We start from the raw sequence: 14,702 nt of genomic DNA, 5'->3' as shown, positions 1-14,702 counted from the left end.
ATTCATCCCCTCCCTACCACTGGACTATGTCCTGCACGCGCTTGAGGAAGGGGACTTCTGTTGGAGTACTGTTAAAAATCTATCCTATCTTCAACTTATAAGCCAATTCATAAAATCTGCTTCTTATCTGTACAACAGGAAATACGAACAAAGGTGCTTTAGTTGAATAAAGCTTAAACATAGTATATAAAAACGTTTGGATAATCCCAAGCGTTTTTATATGCTAAATATACTATTATTTAATATGCAAATTGTGTTGCAAAATCATGCGCTATTTATACTGTGATTAGGCTTTTTCTCCATGTTATCTGAACTACTTACACCCAAACAGGTGGTGTTTTAAATATCGTTTATGAACATTTTACTTTAACAGAGCCAATACAAGTAGGACCGATCTATTTCGATCCTACTTGTAAATACTTTACATATTTCACTTACTTACTTACTTACTTACTTACTTACTTACTTACTTACTTACTTACTTACTTCTATTACCTTGGATGGGCTATAATTCCCCGCACTATCTCTTACTACTACGCTTACTCTCGTTCCCATTTTTTGTACTGGTATCTTAATTGAAAACTGTCCTTTTGAGTTTGCCTTTCCTTTACCAATAAGAGTTGAAGCCACTTTTACATTCACATCTGTATTAGGCTCAGTTGTTCCTGTTATCACTGTATCCTTACTGGTCAGTTTATTTACATTTGGGATAGTTGGAGGTGTTTTATCTAGTACGCTTATTGTTGTAAATGGGCTGCTATTGCCTGCACTATCCTTTACTATTACACTTATTCTTGTCCCTGCTTTTTGTAAAGGTATCACAATTGAGAATACTCCTTGTGAATTCGCTTTTCCTTTACCAATAAATGTCGTTCCAGATTTTACAGAGATACTAGAATTAGGTTCAGCTGTTCCTGTCACTACCTTATCTTTATCTGTGACCGCATTCACCTTTGTAGGTAAAGGTACACCTTTTTTCATAATGTACGCAGAAGAAATATAACCTACTAGTTTTTGATCTGCCGTTTTGACTGGATACCATACAAACTGATTATTACTGTTTAAAGATTCATCATATGCAAAGTTCCCCTGAATAATCAAGTTCGTATTTTTACTTAACGGCTTCCCACTTGATGCGGAAGTGGGTTTGGATCTTAAGTTCACTCCATCTCTTGTTACAAGTACTTGGTCGCCTGTTTTAAGATGGTATGTAGAGGGATGTAAACCTGTTAGTGTGTACTCTTTCTTTTTAAATACAATATTTTTGCTAGTGTTAGGGTCATATTCGAAATCAGCTGTACGGAAAGGGAACTGTGCCAATTTCGTATCATTTAAAAAACTGTATTGTTCAAGAATAGCAAATACTTTTTCTTGATAAGCGTTTGAATTTTTCTGGCCATTAGCCTTATATAAAGGGCTATTTGCAGGTTTTGTTCCATTATAAGCCATAACAGGGAAGTACCAGTTTTCAATTACTTCTGGTCCAGCAGACTTTATCTTAGGAAGATCCGTTCGCTGATACATACCACGAAGAACTTCAACACCCGCTTGAATATTATACTCAATATCGTATTTTAACTTTTGTTGATCGTACTTGGACTGATTTGTAATTTGCATAATCCCAATTCCGCCGTCTTGCGCTATGATTGGCCGGCCGTTTCCATCAAATTGTTTCCAGCCACTTTCTTGTGCAGCCACAGCTTTTACAACTTCAGGAGGAACATTTGCTTTTAATGCTGCGTTCGTTAGTAAGCAATTCATGTGCTGACGAGAGGGATTTTGATTCGGCTTAATTTGACCGTACGGCCCACACGTAGATGCTGCAGAAGCGGGAACCTCTTCATAAGACCAACATAAAAGCATAAAACTAGTCAGTACCCCCGCTTTTAGTAAGTTTAATTTCATTCTGCCATTCTCCAATCTATGTAATAATCAATATTTATATAGTATATTTTACCATGATATATTGTTAATTTTCTATAATATAATAATTAGCTTATTAAACTAACAAAATAAAACCAAATCTACAGAGGAACTAACTTTTTCATCTCATAAAACCCTATAATACATCTTTAACTGCAATATCTGTCCTTTCTATTTTACGTTTCAATTCCGATTTCCCTAGACAATTATCAGCGAAATAGAGCACGCATATCCGAAATAATACGTATACCACCGCCCACTCCGTAACAAGTAGACATTTCCATATCGTTAAAGAGTATCGCCTTCTTTTTACTCGTAATTCATCAGATAAAAACAACTCTACAAACCACATACGTTCCTCTACCGATTCTACTTTTTGATTTGTATAATAAAATGCTGTAACCTTTTTTGCGTCTTCAGCTTCCTTCATTTCCACGCCCTGTACATTTAAAAATATAAACTAGTAAACTAATTAGTATTACTGGGTTATTAATCCAAACATTCTATTTGATTGATTAATATATTAATAGTAAATCGAGAAAAGGAGGTTTTTTATATGACTAAGCATACAAAATGTGCCTGCGAACAATTAGAAAGATTACAGTTAGGTACAGAAGTAGATGTTTTTCTTACAGGAACAACACTAGAGGATCTTATTTTCACTAACTTTAATCCAGATAATTTTTGCGCAACCTTTGTGGATAACACAACAGAACCTGGCTCTGTAATTGTTTTGGACTGTCGTGATATTCAAGCACTTAGAATTGAAGCTAATTAGAATAAACATAGGGCTTTGAAAAAAGCCCTATGTTACAATTCCATACGTATATTTCTATATAAATTATAAAACAATGGGCAGTGAAACAAGCGCTATCTTTACAAAAATAAAAATGACCTCTTTCATAGAAAGAGGTCATTTTTACATTAACTTACTTTTTTCAAATTGAAAGCGGGCTTTTTTACCGCTCCTTTTTTCACAACGTACAAACCAATAAATATAACAAGTCCGCCAAGCAATTGCATCGTATTTATTCTTTCTCCAATTGTTACTGCGGCAAAAATGACAGCAAACAACGGGACAAGATACATATAGACCATTACTTTTGTAGAGCCAATTTTGCTAATACCAACGTACCACATCGCTAGTCCAAAGACTGTTGCAAAGAGGATTGAATAACCTAATGAACCCCAGCTTAACGTATCTGTCGGCCATGTTAGTGCATTTACGTTGAATAAACAATATACGACAAGTGGCACAATGCCAATTAATGTAGACCAAGATGTTACTCGCATTGCCGAATATTTTGTAATAAGTGGCTGTGCAAGAATTGGATACCAACCCCAAGCAATCGCAGCAACTAATCCAATTAGATTTCCAAGCCAAGCATACTCATATGTCGATTGATTCGTATGCCCTGTTAATAAAACAAGTGCTGCGCCGCTAAAGGATACTAAAGAACCGATTTGAATCTTCATCGAAAAACGTTCTTGTTTGTGTAACACTGCTAAAATCCCTGTAAAAATAGGTGACATCGCAATTAATAGTGACGCATTTGTTGCTGATGTATATTTTACAGATAACATAAATAATGTTTGATACAATGTTGTTCCAACTATCCCAACTACTAATAATCTTAACCAATCTTTTCTCTCAATTCGTAGCGATCGTTCCATAAAAAATGTAATCAATAATAATACCGGAGATGCAACTAAAAATCGTAAACTATTAAATTGAATGGATGACATATACGCCACTCCATATTTTCCAATTGTATAATTCGCTCCCCATACTAAAGCAACTGATATTAGGAGCCATTCCATTTGCCATCGTTTCATCCGAATCTCCCCTTCCACTACCTTAGCATAGTAAAATTGGCTGGATACCACACCGTCCAATTGGCTGTTTTTTCACCCAGCCAATTTGTTATAATAAAACTAGATAAAGAATAAGGGGACGTTATAAATGGAATGGAAGTTAGATACCCACAGTAAGATTCCGATTTATCAACAAGTTGTTGATTTTATTGAAAGACGTATTATGTACGGAGAGCTTCCTCCTGGTAGTTTTCTCCCTTCGGAACGAAAATTAGCAATCCAACTGAATGTAAACAGAAGTACTGTTACAACTGCTTATAATGAACTGCGTGCTATGGGAATTGTGGACAGCACAACTGGAAGAGGTACACGTGTAAGTACACATATGTGGGGCGTTTCTCCAACATTAACACCGAACTGGAGAGGATTCGTAGAAGGTGGTACTTTTTTACCAAATTTACCACTACTTCGACATATTCGAGAACAAGTCCAGCAAAATGAAAATATAATTGATTTCGCAAATGGAGAACTTGGTTGTAACCTGTTTCCCCATGAACAGTTACAAAGCATTTTACGTGAGCAACCTTTAACGCAATCACTTAGCTACGATCATCCACTAGGCTATCTACCATTAAGACAAGCGGCAGCGAAATATATGAGAGATTATCTAAAAATTGAAGCAACAGAGCAATCGATTATGATTACTTCTGGGGCACAACAAGCGCTTCATCTTATCGTTCAATGCTTATTAAACCCAGGTGATGCAGTTGCTTTTGAAAGCCCCTCACATTGCTATTCATTACCCCTCTTCCAATCAGCGGGGATTCGTATTTTCCCGTTACCTGTTGATGAACATGGAGTGAATCCTGAAGATGTGCATGAACTATATCGAAAGCACCGAATTAAAATGATTTTTTTAAATCCAAATTTCCAAAACCCAACAGGTACGATGCTTCATCCAAATCGAAGAAAAAAACTTTTATCGTTATGTGCAGACCTACGTATTCCAATCGTTGAGGATGATCCATCTAGTTTATTAGCATTAGAAAATAAACAGCCTTGCCCTACTTTAAAATCCATTGATGAAAATGGAACCGTCATCTATGTGCATTCACTATCCAAAATGATTGCACCGGGCCTTCGCATCGGTTGGCTTGTTGCTCCACAGTCAGTAGTAGAAAGGTTATCAGATGCACGGCATCAAATGGAATTAGGACTGAGTATATTTCCTCAATGGCTCATGCAGCAATTTTTTGAAACTGTTCCATTTGATACGCATATAACGCAATTACGCAATCAGTTAGCACAAAAAAGAGATGTCATTGTCGATGCCCTAAATTATTATCTTCAAGATAAGATTTCTTTTTCAAATCCTAATGGCGGGATTTACATATGGGGAAAATTAAAGGAGCCTATTAACGAAAAACAGCTTATAATGCAAAGTTTAAAACAGCAAGTAGCCTTTATGCCTGGCAGTATTTTTGGAGCAAAAGATGGCTATATTCGGTTATCGTATGGGAAAGTAAATATCAATCAAATAGATGACGGAATTTCTCGTTTACATACCGCCATTGAATTTTGTCAAAAATAAAAAAACATTTTTCATGGAGCATTAACGCTCCATGAAAAATGCTTTAGACTACGAAAACAAGTATGAAACTATAACAAATAACTGTGGACTGAAAAGGTGCTTTCTAGACGTGAAAACACCTTTTTGTTACTATAATCAAATGTGATTTACTTAAAGTTTTTATTTTTAGAAATTCATAAGCATATTTTTTTCAAAAATAGTCCACCTCAGTTAAATATTTACAAAACATTAAGAGATTTTATCGTTGATTTTTATTACTATAAAAATTATACCATATTTGCTACAAACACTAACTATTAGCATAAAACTACTTATCAAAAGTAAATCTGATGTATATGAGCTAAAATGATATAAATGAATATTCTCAACTTGAACGTATTATAAAAAACATCTATCCTATATTTTTTTATAATTTGTTTTTAATAAACTTTTAAAATCTAGTTCAGCGATTACTACACTTAATAATATAAGAGTTGCACCTAAATAACCTTTAGCTGTGAGAGTTTCACCTGTGAAAACGAAAGCAAAACCCGCTGAAAAAACAGGTTCTAATGAAAAAATAAGACCTGTATGTGTAGGACTCGTATATTGCTGTGCAATGATTTGAACAATGAAAGCCATTACTGTACAAAATATGCTTAATACTAAGATTGAAAACCATGATTCAACAGTACTAGGAAGTTTAGGATTTTCCATAAACATTGAGAAAATACTACTAAATAGACCGACAAAACCAAGTTGTAAAACTCCAAGGCTAATTGAATTAACCTGCTTCGTTATTGTTCCAGTAATAATGATATGGACTGCATAAAATAGAGCACATAAAATACATAATATATCGCCATAACCTATTTTTAATTGGCTATTTAACGTTAATAACCCTATCCCTACTATTGTTAAAACAACTCCCAATATAACTTTTTTTCAGGTCTTTGTTTTAAAAAGATAGATGATAATACTGGAATAAATATCACTGTAAGACTCATTAAAAAACCAGCATTAGAAACCGATGTATACTTTGTACCAAAAGTCGCAAAAATATAAACTATAAACAAGATAACAGCTAATATAAAAGCATATTTAATAGTTCTAAAATCAATTTTGATTAAATGCTTATAAAACACTATACCTGACAAAAGAAAAGCAATAATAAAACGTAATGAGATTAAATTATATTCTTGCATGTAATTGAGGCCAACTTTTGTAAGTAAGATGGATGCCCCCCAAAAAAATGTAACCAATAGTAACATTAAATCCGCCTTTAATTGTATTTTCATCTCTATTCCCTCGTTAGTTTTTAACTTTTAGCATATTTCATCATTTATTAAGGTTACTATACACCTTTTGAATACAGACATGAGCTGCCAACCTAAGGATTTTTAACCATGCCTATTTGGAGAAAAATCATTGTATCTAATGATTTCGCTATTTCTAATTCTCTCTATTTAGAAGTTATAATTACTTTCCCAATCATTTATCTAACTTTTTATTTTAAATATTCGAAATAATTATTTTGGAATATTCCCTCCCCTATAGTTAATATTTTTAAGTATTTATACAGAACTGTATGTTGATTTATCGAATATATTTTGTCTAATTCTACTTTAATCCCCGATACTTAGCTGTCGTCAATTCTTGTATGTACGCATCAATCTCAGGCATTTCTTCTTCTCTAGCCAATCGGATCGCAAGCTCTATATCATAAGGAACTCTTACAAGTTGAATTGAGAAACTTGCTGCCTCTTTTTGGCCATATACACCTTCAAAAATCAAATAAGAGGCTTGCGTAATCTCAAGTGGGTTACCCACACTTCCTGCATTACACAAAGTTTTCCCACGAAAATTTTGCACATAAGCTTGATGAATATCTCCGTAGCAAACGACATCCGGTTTCCTTTCACCTTCAATGTTTTCTGTAAGATTACTATTTTCAAATAAACTAACACGTTGTTCCATTGGAGCTCCGGGCTGAACTCTTTCATATAGGCTTCTAGGTGATGCATGGAACATTCTAATTAGTTTCCCACTCATTATAAATTCAATTGAAAATGGTAATTCCCTTAAATAATTCCGCTGCTGTTCTGATAATTGTTTTTGATGCCATTGTAATGTTTCGAAATCACTAGGCTTTGTAATAAAATCATCCCAATTTCCCATTACAACATGCTCACATTCTTTCCGAATAATCTCAATTGCTTCACTAGAATGTGGTCCTTTCCCTACTAGATCACCTAAGCACACAATACGTTCTATCCCTTTTAATTTGATGTCTTTAAGAACTGCTTCTAAAGCAGGAATATTACCATGAATATCTGAAATAACCGCTATTTTATCCAAATCAACACCCCCAACTATTCTATATTTATTATATCTTTATTAAAAGATTTATACCAATTTGGAATATAAGAAGTAAAATCATTCTGATCGTCTACAATCCGCTTCAACCTCCCCTTCATTCCATCTAATAAATTTGGTGTTACTTTATGTGCCCAAACAATATCTGCTGGAAAAATCATCGCTGCATACAGTGAATATAGTTTCCAAAAATGAAGTGACGGCTCCCCATCACAATACCCATGGACTTGTCCAACAGCAAATGGTTCACTTATATCAATTGTAAACAAGGCCGTTTTATAAAAATCATGAATGGGATCCCCAAAATCAAACCTCGCAAAATCGATTACTGAACGAAATTCATTATGATGAATCATAATATTTGCTGGGTGAAAATCATCATGCAGAAACACAGTAGGACGATTTCGCAATAAATTCTTATGATTTTCTACAAAGGTTAACACCGATTGCAAGTCAATAAAATCCACCTCGTATTCCACTAATAATTGCAAATATCTCTCGTATTTATTCCATCGAGCTGTTTCCCAAGATTCTTCTACATTCTTTTTCTTCACTGTATGAATTGTCTTTAAGACTTCTCCCGCCCTTTTTCCAGCCAAATATTGCTCTTTCTCAGTCAACTTTCCAAGTATATCTTCACCATCTTCTCCGTTAACCCATTCAAATACTTGTACACATTGATTTAATCTAACAAGCCTTATAAAATGAACTGGTTTTGGTATCGGTATACCTAATGATTCAAAATGACGCGTATATTCATATTCTTCGCGCTTACGTTCACTAGTTGACATATCACACACTTTAATAAAATAGCGTTCATCATTTTCTAATTCAATTTTATATTTTTTATCAAATGAAAAACCTTTTGGAATCAAAGTACATTTTACTATACGAGGCCAATCCAATTGTTGTTCTAACTCCCTTAGCACCTCTTCCACATAGACCACTCCAATTAATATATGTATACATTCCCTAAAATTTGTTGTTTTTTCTTCTGTGTATTTGCTCCTTGAAATTCAGCCGCAAAAGGAAGTTCTCCATATTTTAACAAACATTCTTGCACGAACCCTTCACTAATAGGTTCACAAAACTGCACATTTACATTTTCAAGCAATACACTTTGACAAAGCGCATTCCATTCTTGATGAATTTCAGGTAAAGTCACTTGTACTTCGAGTATCTCTTTCCATCTTTCTACTGTTGCACGTGCATTTTTCACAGCATAATATATTGTCTGAATTTCTTTTACCTCGTTGCTATGCGGGACAATGACGCCCACTTCTTGTAAATCGAATCTCCTACTCTCATCAGATTCTTCCCACTGTATAAAGAAAGGTAATTTCGGTCCACTATCTTCCTGTTCCACAAATAACATTTTCCATTTGATAAGATGACCGTCATTTCTCATTCGTTTTCCTTCAAACGGCCCTTTAACTTGTAACCCTTTTTCCATGAACCTTACCGCAAGTTCTTCAATATGATCTGTACGAAGAGCAATTTGCAGCATTCCTTCTCTATCTCGTAATTTCTCTACAGTTTCCTGAACAAGTGGATTATCCGCTTGTTTCGCTGTATCTTCATGTTGCACTGCTAAAAATTCAATATAAGATAAGTCAAAATAACATAAACTATTCCATGTCCCCCAGTTTGTATGTTCTCCGCCCTGTACCGTATGAAATCCAAACTCCTCCATTCGCTTTTCTGCTTCCTTTGGTGTGCACCTAACGGTATGAACGAGATGATCAAATGCTAACATAATTTTCCCCTCCCTTTATTTACATCCTTTTATTATATAACTGTTCTGTTATTTCAATCAATTTAAAAAACTTTTAAAACCTAGTTGCTTTATGAGATTAATATGCATTATAATAATAAAAAATTAACGTTAAGCTGATTGGAAAAACCAAAGGCTCTTTTCTCACTCGAGAAAAGAGCCTTTTTATTTATTATTACAGGGGGATTTTATATGCAAAAATTAATTGTCTTTGCTATTATTGGTTTTTTTGCTCAACTGATTGATGGGGCACTTGGAATGGCTTACGGAGTAACGTCTTCCTCATTATTATTAATGTTTGGCATTGCACCTGCTGTCGCTTCCGCATCCGTTCATTTAGCTGAAGTTGTTACCACTGCAGCTTCTGGCGTATCTCATATTCGATTTGGAAACGTTGATAAATACACTGTTTCCAGACTAACATTACCAGGTGCAGTTGGTGCTTTTGTTGGTGCTTGTTTTTTAAGCAATTTACCGGGTGATTTAATTAAACCGTACATTTCTATCTTTTTATTTACTTTAGGTGTCTATATTTTATTACGATTTATTATTCAAAAACAAATTGTCCAATCAAATAAACGTATGTCTGGTAAGCAACTTATACCACTCGGGTTGTTTGCGGGATTTGTTGATTCAACTGGTGGAGGTGGCTGGGGACCTATCACTACACCAGTACTTCTCGCACGTGGAAATGAAGCAAGAAAAGTCATTGGTTCCGTTGATACGAGTGAGTTTCCTGTCTCATTAGCTGCAACTATTGGATTTTTCATTTCATTAGGCTGGGAACAAGTAAGCTGGTTTTGGGTATTTGCTCTTATGCTCGGCGGCATTATCGCCGCACCAATCGCTGCATGGTTAGTACGAATTGTACCTTCACATTTACTTGGTGTACTCGTTGGTGGACTGATTATTTTTACAAATATCCGGACACTGCTTACATCATTTAAAGTGGATCCAACAATTATTAACCTTTCCTATATTGCAGTGGGTCTTGTCGTTATCATTGCACTATTCATTTCGGTTAGAAATCACTCCCAGCTTACAAAACAAAACGTTGAATATACGACTGGACAAAAACGAGTTTTGCCTTAAAACAGAAATAATTATAAAGTGGTGTGAAATACTATGGTAAGCAAATGATAAGTTTGCTTACCTTTTTTAATCTCTTTAGCACTCTTTATTTTGCTTATAATCAATGTCGAATTTATTTTTTCTGAATTTTCTTTTAATTTTAGAGGATTTTCCATATCTTTTTGCGAAACATTTGTATAACAATTTTTTCTTCATTTTTTTACATATCAAGTAGGTTCGGGTGGAATTTTGAAACGTTTCCTATACAATAACCGATTTTTTTTGATATTTTCCTACAAAAATTCCTTGCAATATTTTCAGAAACTAATTACAATTGCCATATATTAAAAATCACAGCAATAAATAAATCCTCATCAATCCGATGAGGTAGAGGTTGCGGCTTTTATTAGTAGAACGGATTAGACACAGAGAATGTCAATGACTCCGTTTGAAAGGAAATGCTGCCGAAGTTTGTATTTCTTCTCTGGAAGTACGAGCTGGGGCTGTCTCCAAACAGGAACAGAACTGTCACGTTTACAAAGTACCGTGTAAACGTGGGGTGCTATCTTAACGGAAGGGTATGATGGGGTGGTTATTTGTGAAACGTTCCGCCAAATTCCTTTGGCGGTTTTTTGTATTTTTCTCCCCGTTCCTTCCTAATCTTACAAGAAAAGGAGTGTTGAACATGAATAGCGCAACGAATCAAGCTACCTCTACAAAACAATCTACACAAGGACAAGGTGAATTAAGACGCGGGTTAAAATCTCGTCACCTTACGATGATTTCTCTCGGCGGTACAATCGGTACCGGACTATTTCTTGCAAGTGGTGGTGTCATTCACACAGCAGGGCCTGGCGGAGCTCTCATCGCATATGCGGCAATCGGAATTATGGTTTACTTCTTAATGACAAGTTTAGCTGAATTAGCAGCTTACATGCCTGTCACTGGATCTTTTAGCACATACGCGACAAAATTTGTCGATCCATCACTTGGATTTGCACTCGGCTGGAATTATTGGTATAACTGGGCAATTACCATTGCCGCTGAACTTGCAGCCGTAACATTAATTATGAAGTTTTGGTTCCCAAATACACCTTCCCTTATTTGGAGTGGCCTTTGTTTAGTCATTATGTTTCTTTTAAATTACTTATCTGTTAAAGGGTTTGGTGAAGCGGAATATTGGTTCGCACTTATTAAAGTAGCTACTGTTATTATCTTTTTAATCGTTGGATTTATGATGATTTTTGGTATTATGGGTGGCGAACCTGTTGGATTTAAAAACTTTACTGTTGCAGATGCACCATTTAACGGTGGTATTATGGCAATTATCGGTGTATTTATGGCTGCTGGTTTTTCATTCCAAGGAACTGAATTATTAGGTGTAGCTGCTGGTGAAACTGCCGATCCAGAGCGTAGCATTCCAAAAGCAATTCGCTCAATCTTTTGGCGTATTCTATTATTCTACATCTTTGCAATACTTGTTATCGGTTTATTAATTCCGTATACAACTGAAAGTCTTGCAGCTAGCGATGTAACAGTAAGTCCATTTACACTTGTATTTGAAAAAGCAGGAGTTGCATTTGCCGCTTCTGTTATGAACGCAGTTATTTTAACTGCAGTTTTATCTGCTGGTAACTCAGGTATGTACGCATCAGCTCGTATGCTTTGGGATTTAGCAAGACAAGGAAAAGCACCGAAATTTTTAGGTAAATTAAATAGCCGCGGCGTACCTGTTAACGCGTTAATCGCAACTTCAGTAGTTGGCTGTGCCGCTTTCCTAGCTTCCTTATTCGGCGACGGTGTTGTATATATTTGGTTATTAAATGCATCTGGAATGTCCGGATTTATTGCATGGGTCGGAATTGCTATTAGTCATTATCGTTTCCGAAAAGCATATATTGCACAAGGAAAAGATTTAAATGATTTACCGTATAAAGCCAAATGGTTCCCATTTGGTCCAATCTTCGCATTCGCACTTTGTGTCATTGTCATTTTAGGACAAAATTACGGAGCATTTATAGGTGAGTCTATCGATTGGAATGGTGTACTTGTTTCCTATATCGGCTTACCTCTCTTCCTTGCGATGTGGTTAGGATATAAATTTACAAAGAAAACAAAAGTAATTCCTCTTGATAAATGTGAACTTTAAGTGATAAAAGGTCAGCAAACATCAATCATGTTTGCTGACCTTTTTTATTGGAATGAATCCTTCACCTTCAAAGGATATGTTTTCTTTATGTCGAATGGTTTACTGCATAGAGGAATTATTTAAAAAAGGGTGGGATTAAAATGAACGTCGCGTTAGAAATTGTCTCCACAGAACAACTTAAAATATTAAAGAATTTTTATGCTCTATATTTACATGATTTATCTGAATTCTCCCCTACCCTTCATCCAAATGAAAATGGATTTTTTGAATTTGATGCTTTTGAACTTATTTGTAACCGAGATGAGCTTTCTCCTTACTTCATTACATATGAAGAAAAATATGTCGGGTTTCTACTATTCGCGAAATCACCATTCACAGATCCTGAAACAGATTTCTGCATTAACGATCTTTTCTTATTAAAAGCCTACCGCGGAAAAAAGATAGCAGATCAAGCGATTTTAGAACTTTTAAAACAGCACAAAGGAACCTATTATGTAATGCAATTAAAAAACAATAAAACAGCGGTGAACTTTTGGAAAAAGTTCTACCAAAAGAATGAGATAAAGTATCAAGAAGTTGAGAAAATAAGTGATGACGAGTTATGCTTAACACAAACATTTACGGTTCCATCCTTACTTTTCAAATCGTAATCCCTATACGTTTATCATTCATTGAAACCCTTTACTTCCCTATTTCTAATGTTTTTGCAATAATAGAATAAGAACTATAAACAAAGGTTGGGATTCCATGAACATTCGCGTAACTGATGAGGCAAAAGCCGTATTACATAAATTAAACGCAAATAACAAAAACATCGTACGTATTAGAGGTACAATGACAAATTCTTGTAGTATATTTGTTGATGTTGATTTAATTTTCGATGAGTATAATCCAAATGAAATCGCTTATGAAGATGAGCAACTTATTATTCAAATGGATGATTTTACAAAAGACTATATAGGAAATACATTAAAGCTTGATTATAAAATGACAGGTTTTAGTATTACGACTCCTAGCGAAACACTTGTATATGGATTATCAGTTAAAAAATGAAGAATGCCCTTGTTTCTTGACTGAAGCAAGGGCATTCTTTATTTTTATCAAGCCTAATAGGGGTCACCATACATCACCATCAAGTTAAAAAATTGGTTGCTCCCCAAAACGAAAAAAATGAAACAGTACAACTATTAATTAAGTCATTTTACTTGCTAAGCTCTCTTTGAGCTCTCATATAGCTTTCCATGATATTTTGATAACTAGGAAGATGTTTAGCAAGTAAAGCTCCAAAACCTTCAACGTCATTTCGCCAGTCACGATGTAATTCTGCTGCAACGCTAAACCAGTTCATTAATTGGACTCCTCCATGAGCCATACGCATAAGGGCAGCATCTGCAACTTGTTTACTAAAAGTCCCTGATGCATCAGTTACAACGAATACCTCATATCCTGCGTTTACAGCAGATAGTGCTGGGAACGCAACACAAACATCAGTAACAACCCCTGCGATAATTAGTTGCTTTTTACCTGTTGCTTCGATGGCTTTAACAAATTCTTCATTGTCCCATGCATTAATTTGTCCAGGCCGAGCTATTTTTGGCGCACCAGGAAAGAGCTCAACCAATTCATGCATTAGTGGGCCGTTCGGTCCGCTTTCAAAGCTTGTTGTTAAAATAACTGGTAAATCAAAAAACTTAGCGGTATTAGCAAGAGCCAAAACATTGTTCTTAAATTCATCAACACCATAATCACGCACTAGACTGGAAATAAGACCAGTTTGATGATCCACTAGAAGAACAGCGGCATCATTTTTGGAAAGACGAGAATAGAGATCAGACATTTTTATAGTCCTCCTTAAACTAATGTAATAGAAGAAAGTTCATATATCGGTAAATTCTTCTTAAATCTCATTCGCTTGTTACAATCATTTTCCTTTTATTGTTAAGTAATTGATTTATTTCTCAATAAAATGACCATCGATTGTTTAGATGATGAGTTATATCCCTTGGAAAAGGTACCTTGCAGCA

13 protein-coding genes, 1 pseudogene and 1 riboswitch are annotated in these 14,702 nt (G+C 35.0%); of the genes and pseudogenes, 6 read left to right on the top strand and 8 right to left on the bottom strand.

All coding sequences use genetic code 11. The features are described from left to right. Positions 1-474: 474 nt before the first annotated feature. Positions 475-1,905, bottom strand: coding sequence for an Ig-like domain-containing protein (locus tag ORL93_RS02045; protein WP_265958537.1), 1,431 nt, complete (start codon positions 1,903-1,905; stop codon positions 475-477). 154 nt (positions 1,906-2,059) lie between these two features. Beyond that, positions 2,060-2,353 (bottom strand): hypothetical protein, encoded by a 294-nt coding sequence (locus tag ORL93_RS02040; RefSeq protein WP_176524693.1) that lies wholly within the window; start codon positions 2,351-2,353, stop codon positions 2,060-2,062. A gap of 126 nt (positions 2,354-2,479) precedes the next feature. Here ORL93_RS02040 and ORL93_RS02035 point away from each other — a divergent pair, with 126 nt between their 5' ends. Next, entirely contained in the window at positions 2,480-2,701 is a 222-nt protein-coding gene (locus tag ORL93_RS02035; RefSeq protein WP_003198239.1) for a hypothetical protein, read from the top strand. A gap of 146 nt (positions 2,702-2,847) precedes the next feature. On the opposite strand, the gene ORL93_RS02030 is transcribed toward ORL93_RS02035, so the two are convergent. Continuing rightward, entirely contained in the window at positions 2,848-3,759 is a 912-nt protein-coding gene (locus tag ORL93_RS02030; RefSeq protein WP_097795043.1) for a DMT family transporter, read from the bottom strand. Between the two features lie 127 nt (positions 3,760-3,886). Between ORL93_RS02030 and pdxR the strand changes: the two genes are divergently transcribed. After that, the gene (gene pdxR, locus ORL93_RS02025; RefSeq protein ID WP_265958536.1) at positions 3,887-5,329 is read left to right on the top strand and encodes a MocR-like pyridoxine biosynthesis transcription factor PdxR; all 1,443 of its coding nucleotides are present in this window, start codon (positions 3,887-3,889) and stop codon (positions 5,327-5,329) included. A 396-nt stretch (positions 5,330-5,725) separates the two neighbouring features. On the opposite strand, the pseudogene ORL93_RS02020 reads toward pdxR, so the two are convergent. From ORL93_RS02020 to ORL93_RS02005, 4 genes and pseudogenes are all read right to left on the bottom strand, one after another. Continuing rightward, positions 5,726-6,606 (bottom strand): annotated as a pseudogene (locus ORL93_RS02020) (DMT family transporter). A gap of 322 nt (positions 6,607-6,928) precedes the next feature. Continuing rightward, positions 6,929-7,666, bottom strand: coding sequence for a metallophosphoesterase family protein (locus ORL93_RS02015; RefSeq protein WP_003198232.1), 738 nt, complete (start codon positions 7,664-7,666; stop codon positions 6,929-6,931). Between the two features lie 14 nt (positions 7,667-7,680). Next, entirely contained in the window at positions 7,681-8,622 is a 942-nt protein-coding gene (locus ORL93_RS02010; protein ID WP_098018190.1) for an aminoglycoside phosphotransferase family protein, read from the bottom strand. A gap of 14 nt (positions 8,623-8,636) precedes the next feature. Next, positions 8,637-9,440, bottom strand: coding sequence for a VOC family protein (locus tag ORL93_RS02005; RefSeq protein ID WP_265958535.1), 804 nt, complete (start codon positions 9,438-9,440; stop codon positions 8,637-8,639). A 210-nt stretch (positions 9,441-9,650) separates the two neighbouring features. Between ORL93_RS02005 and ORL93_RS02000 the strand changes: the two genes are divergently transcribed. The 4 genes from ORL93_RS02000 (at position 9,651) to ORL93_RS01985 (ending at position 13,731) form a co-directional block, all read left to right on the top strand. Next, a complete protein-coding gene (locus tag ORL93_RS02000; RefSeq protein WP_309534096.1) occupies positions 9,651-10,550 on the top strand; it encodes a sulfite exporter TauE/SafE family protein in 900 nt (299 codons plus the stop codon). Positions 10,551-10,909: 359 nt separating this feature from the next. Then, a riboswitch (Lysine riboswitch) is annotated at positions 10,910-11,102 on the top strand. A gap of 112 nt (positions 11,103-11,214) precedes the next feature. After that, positions 11,215-12,678 carry an amino acid permease gene (locus tag ORL93_RS01995; RefSeq protein WP_018767512.1) on the top strand — a complete coding sequence of 488 codons (1,464 nt, stop codon included), beginning with the start codon at positions 11,215-11,217 and terminating at the stop codon, positions 12,676-12,678. A 140-nt stretch (positions 12,679-12,818) separates the two neighbouring features. After that, complete coding sequence (locus tag ORL93_RS01990) at positions 12,819-13,328, top strand: GNAT family N-acetyltransferase (RefSeq protein ID WP_097795038.1); 510 nt, start codon at positions 12,819-12,821, stop codon at positions 13,326-13,328. 97 nt (positions 13,329-13,425) lie between these two features. Beyond that, positions 13,426-13,731: an iron-sulfur cluster biosynthesis family protein gene (locus tag ORL93_RS01985; RefSeq protein WP_018780761.1), complete on the top strand. Its 306-nt coding sequence runs from the start codon at positions 13,426-13,428 to the stop codon at positions 13,729-13,731. A 148-nt stretch (positions 13,732-13,879) separates the two neighbouring features. Here ORL93_RS01985 and ycaC read toward each other — a convergent pair whose 3' ends face one another. Beyond that, the gene (gene ycaC / locus ORL93_RS01980; protein WP_018767514.1) at positions 13,880-14,515 is read right to left on the bottom strand and encodes an isochorismate family cysteine hydrolase YcaC; all 636 of its coding nucleotides are present in this window, start codon (positions 14,513-14,515) and stop codon (positions 13,880-13,882) included. Between the last annotated feature and the right edge of the window lie 187 nt (positions 14,516-14,702).

The sequence above is a fragment of the Bacillus sp. DHT2 genome (assembly GCF_026241455.1).
GTDB classification, from domain to species: domain Bacteria; phylum Bacillota; class Bacilli; order Bacillales; family Bacillaceae_G; genus Bacillus_A; species Bacillus_A pseudomycoides.
This window is presented reverse-complemented; position numbering and strand designations above follow the sequence as displayed.

What these genes read in the sequence shown, in the direction of transcription:
- ORL93_RS02045 (WP_265958537.1), bottom strand. Translation starts at nt 1,905, where the DNA reads ATGAAATTAAACTTACTAAAAGCGGGGGTACTGACTAGTTTTATGCTT.
- ORL93_RS02040 (WP_176524693.1), bottom strand. Translation starts at nt 2,353, where the DNA reads ATGAAGGAAGCTGAAGACGCAAAAAAGGTTACAGCATTTTATTATACA.
- ORL93_RS02035 (WP_003198239.1), top strand. Translation starts at nt 2,480, where the DNA reads ATGACTAAGCATACAAAATGTGCCTGCGAACAATTAGAAAGATTACAG.
- ORL93_RS02030 (WP_097795043.1), bottom strand. Translation starts at nt 3,759, where the DNA reads ATGAAACGATGGCAAATGGAATGGCTCCTAATATCAGTTGCTTTAGTA.
- pdxR (WP_265958536.1), top strand. Translation starts at nt 3,887, where the DNA reads ATGGAATGGAAGTTAGATACCCACAGTAAGATTCCGATTTATCAACAA.
- ORL93_RS02005 (WP_265958535.1), bottom strand. Translation starts at nt 9,440, where the DNA reads ATGTTAGCATTTGATCATCTCGTTCATACCGTTAGGTGCACACCAAAG.
- ORL93_RS02000 (WP_309534096.1), top strand. Translation starts at nt 9,651, where the DNA reads ATGCAAAAATTAATTGTCTTTGCTATTATTGGTTTTTTTGCTCAACTG.
- ORL93_RS01995 (WP_018767512.1), top strand. Translation starts at nt 11,215, where the DNA reads ATGAATAGCGCAACGAATCAAGCTACCTCTACAAAACAATCTACACAA.
- ORL93_RS01990 (WP_097795038.1), top strand. Translation starts at nt 12,819, where the DNA reads ATGAACGTCGCGTTAGAAATTGTCTCCACAGAACAACTTAAAATATTA.
- ORL93_RS01985 (WP_018780761.1), top strand. Translation starts at nt 13,426, where the DNA reads ATGAACATTCGCGTAACTGATGAGGCAAAAGCCGTATTACATAAATTA.
- ycaC (WP_018767514.1), bottom strand. Translation starts at nt 14,515, where the DNA reads ATGTCTGATCTCTATTCTCGTCTTTCCAAAAATGATGCCGCTGTTCTT.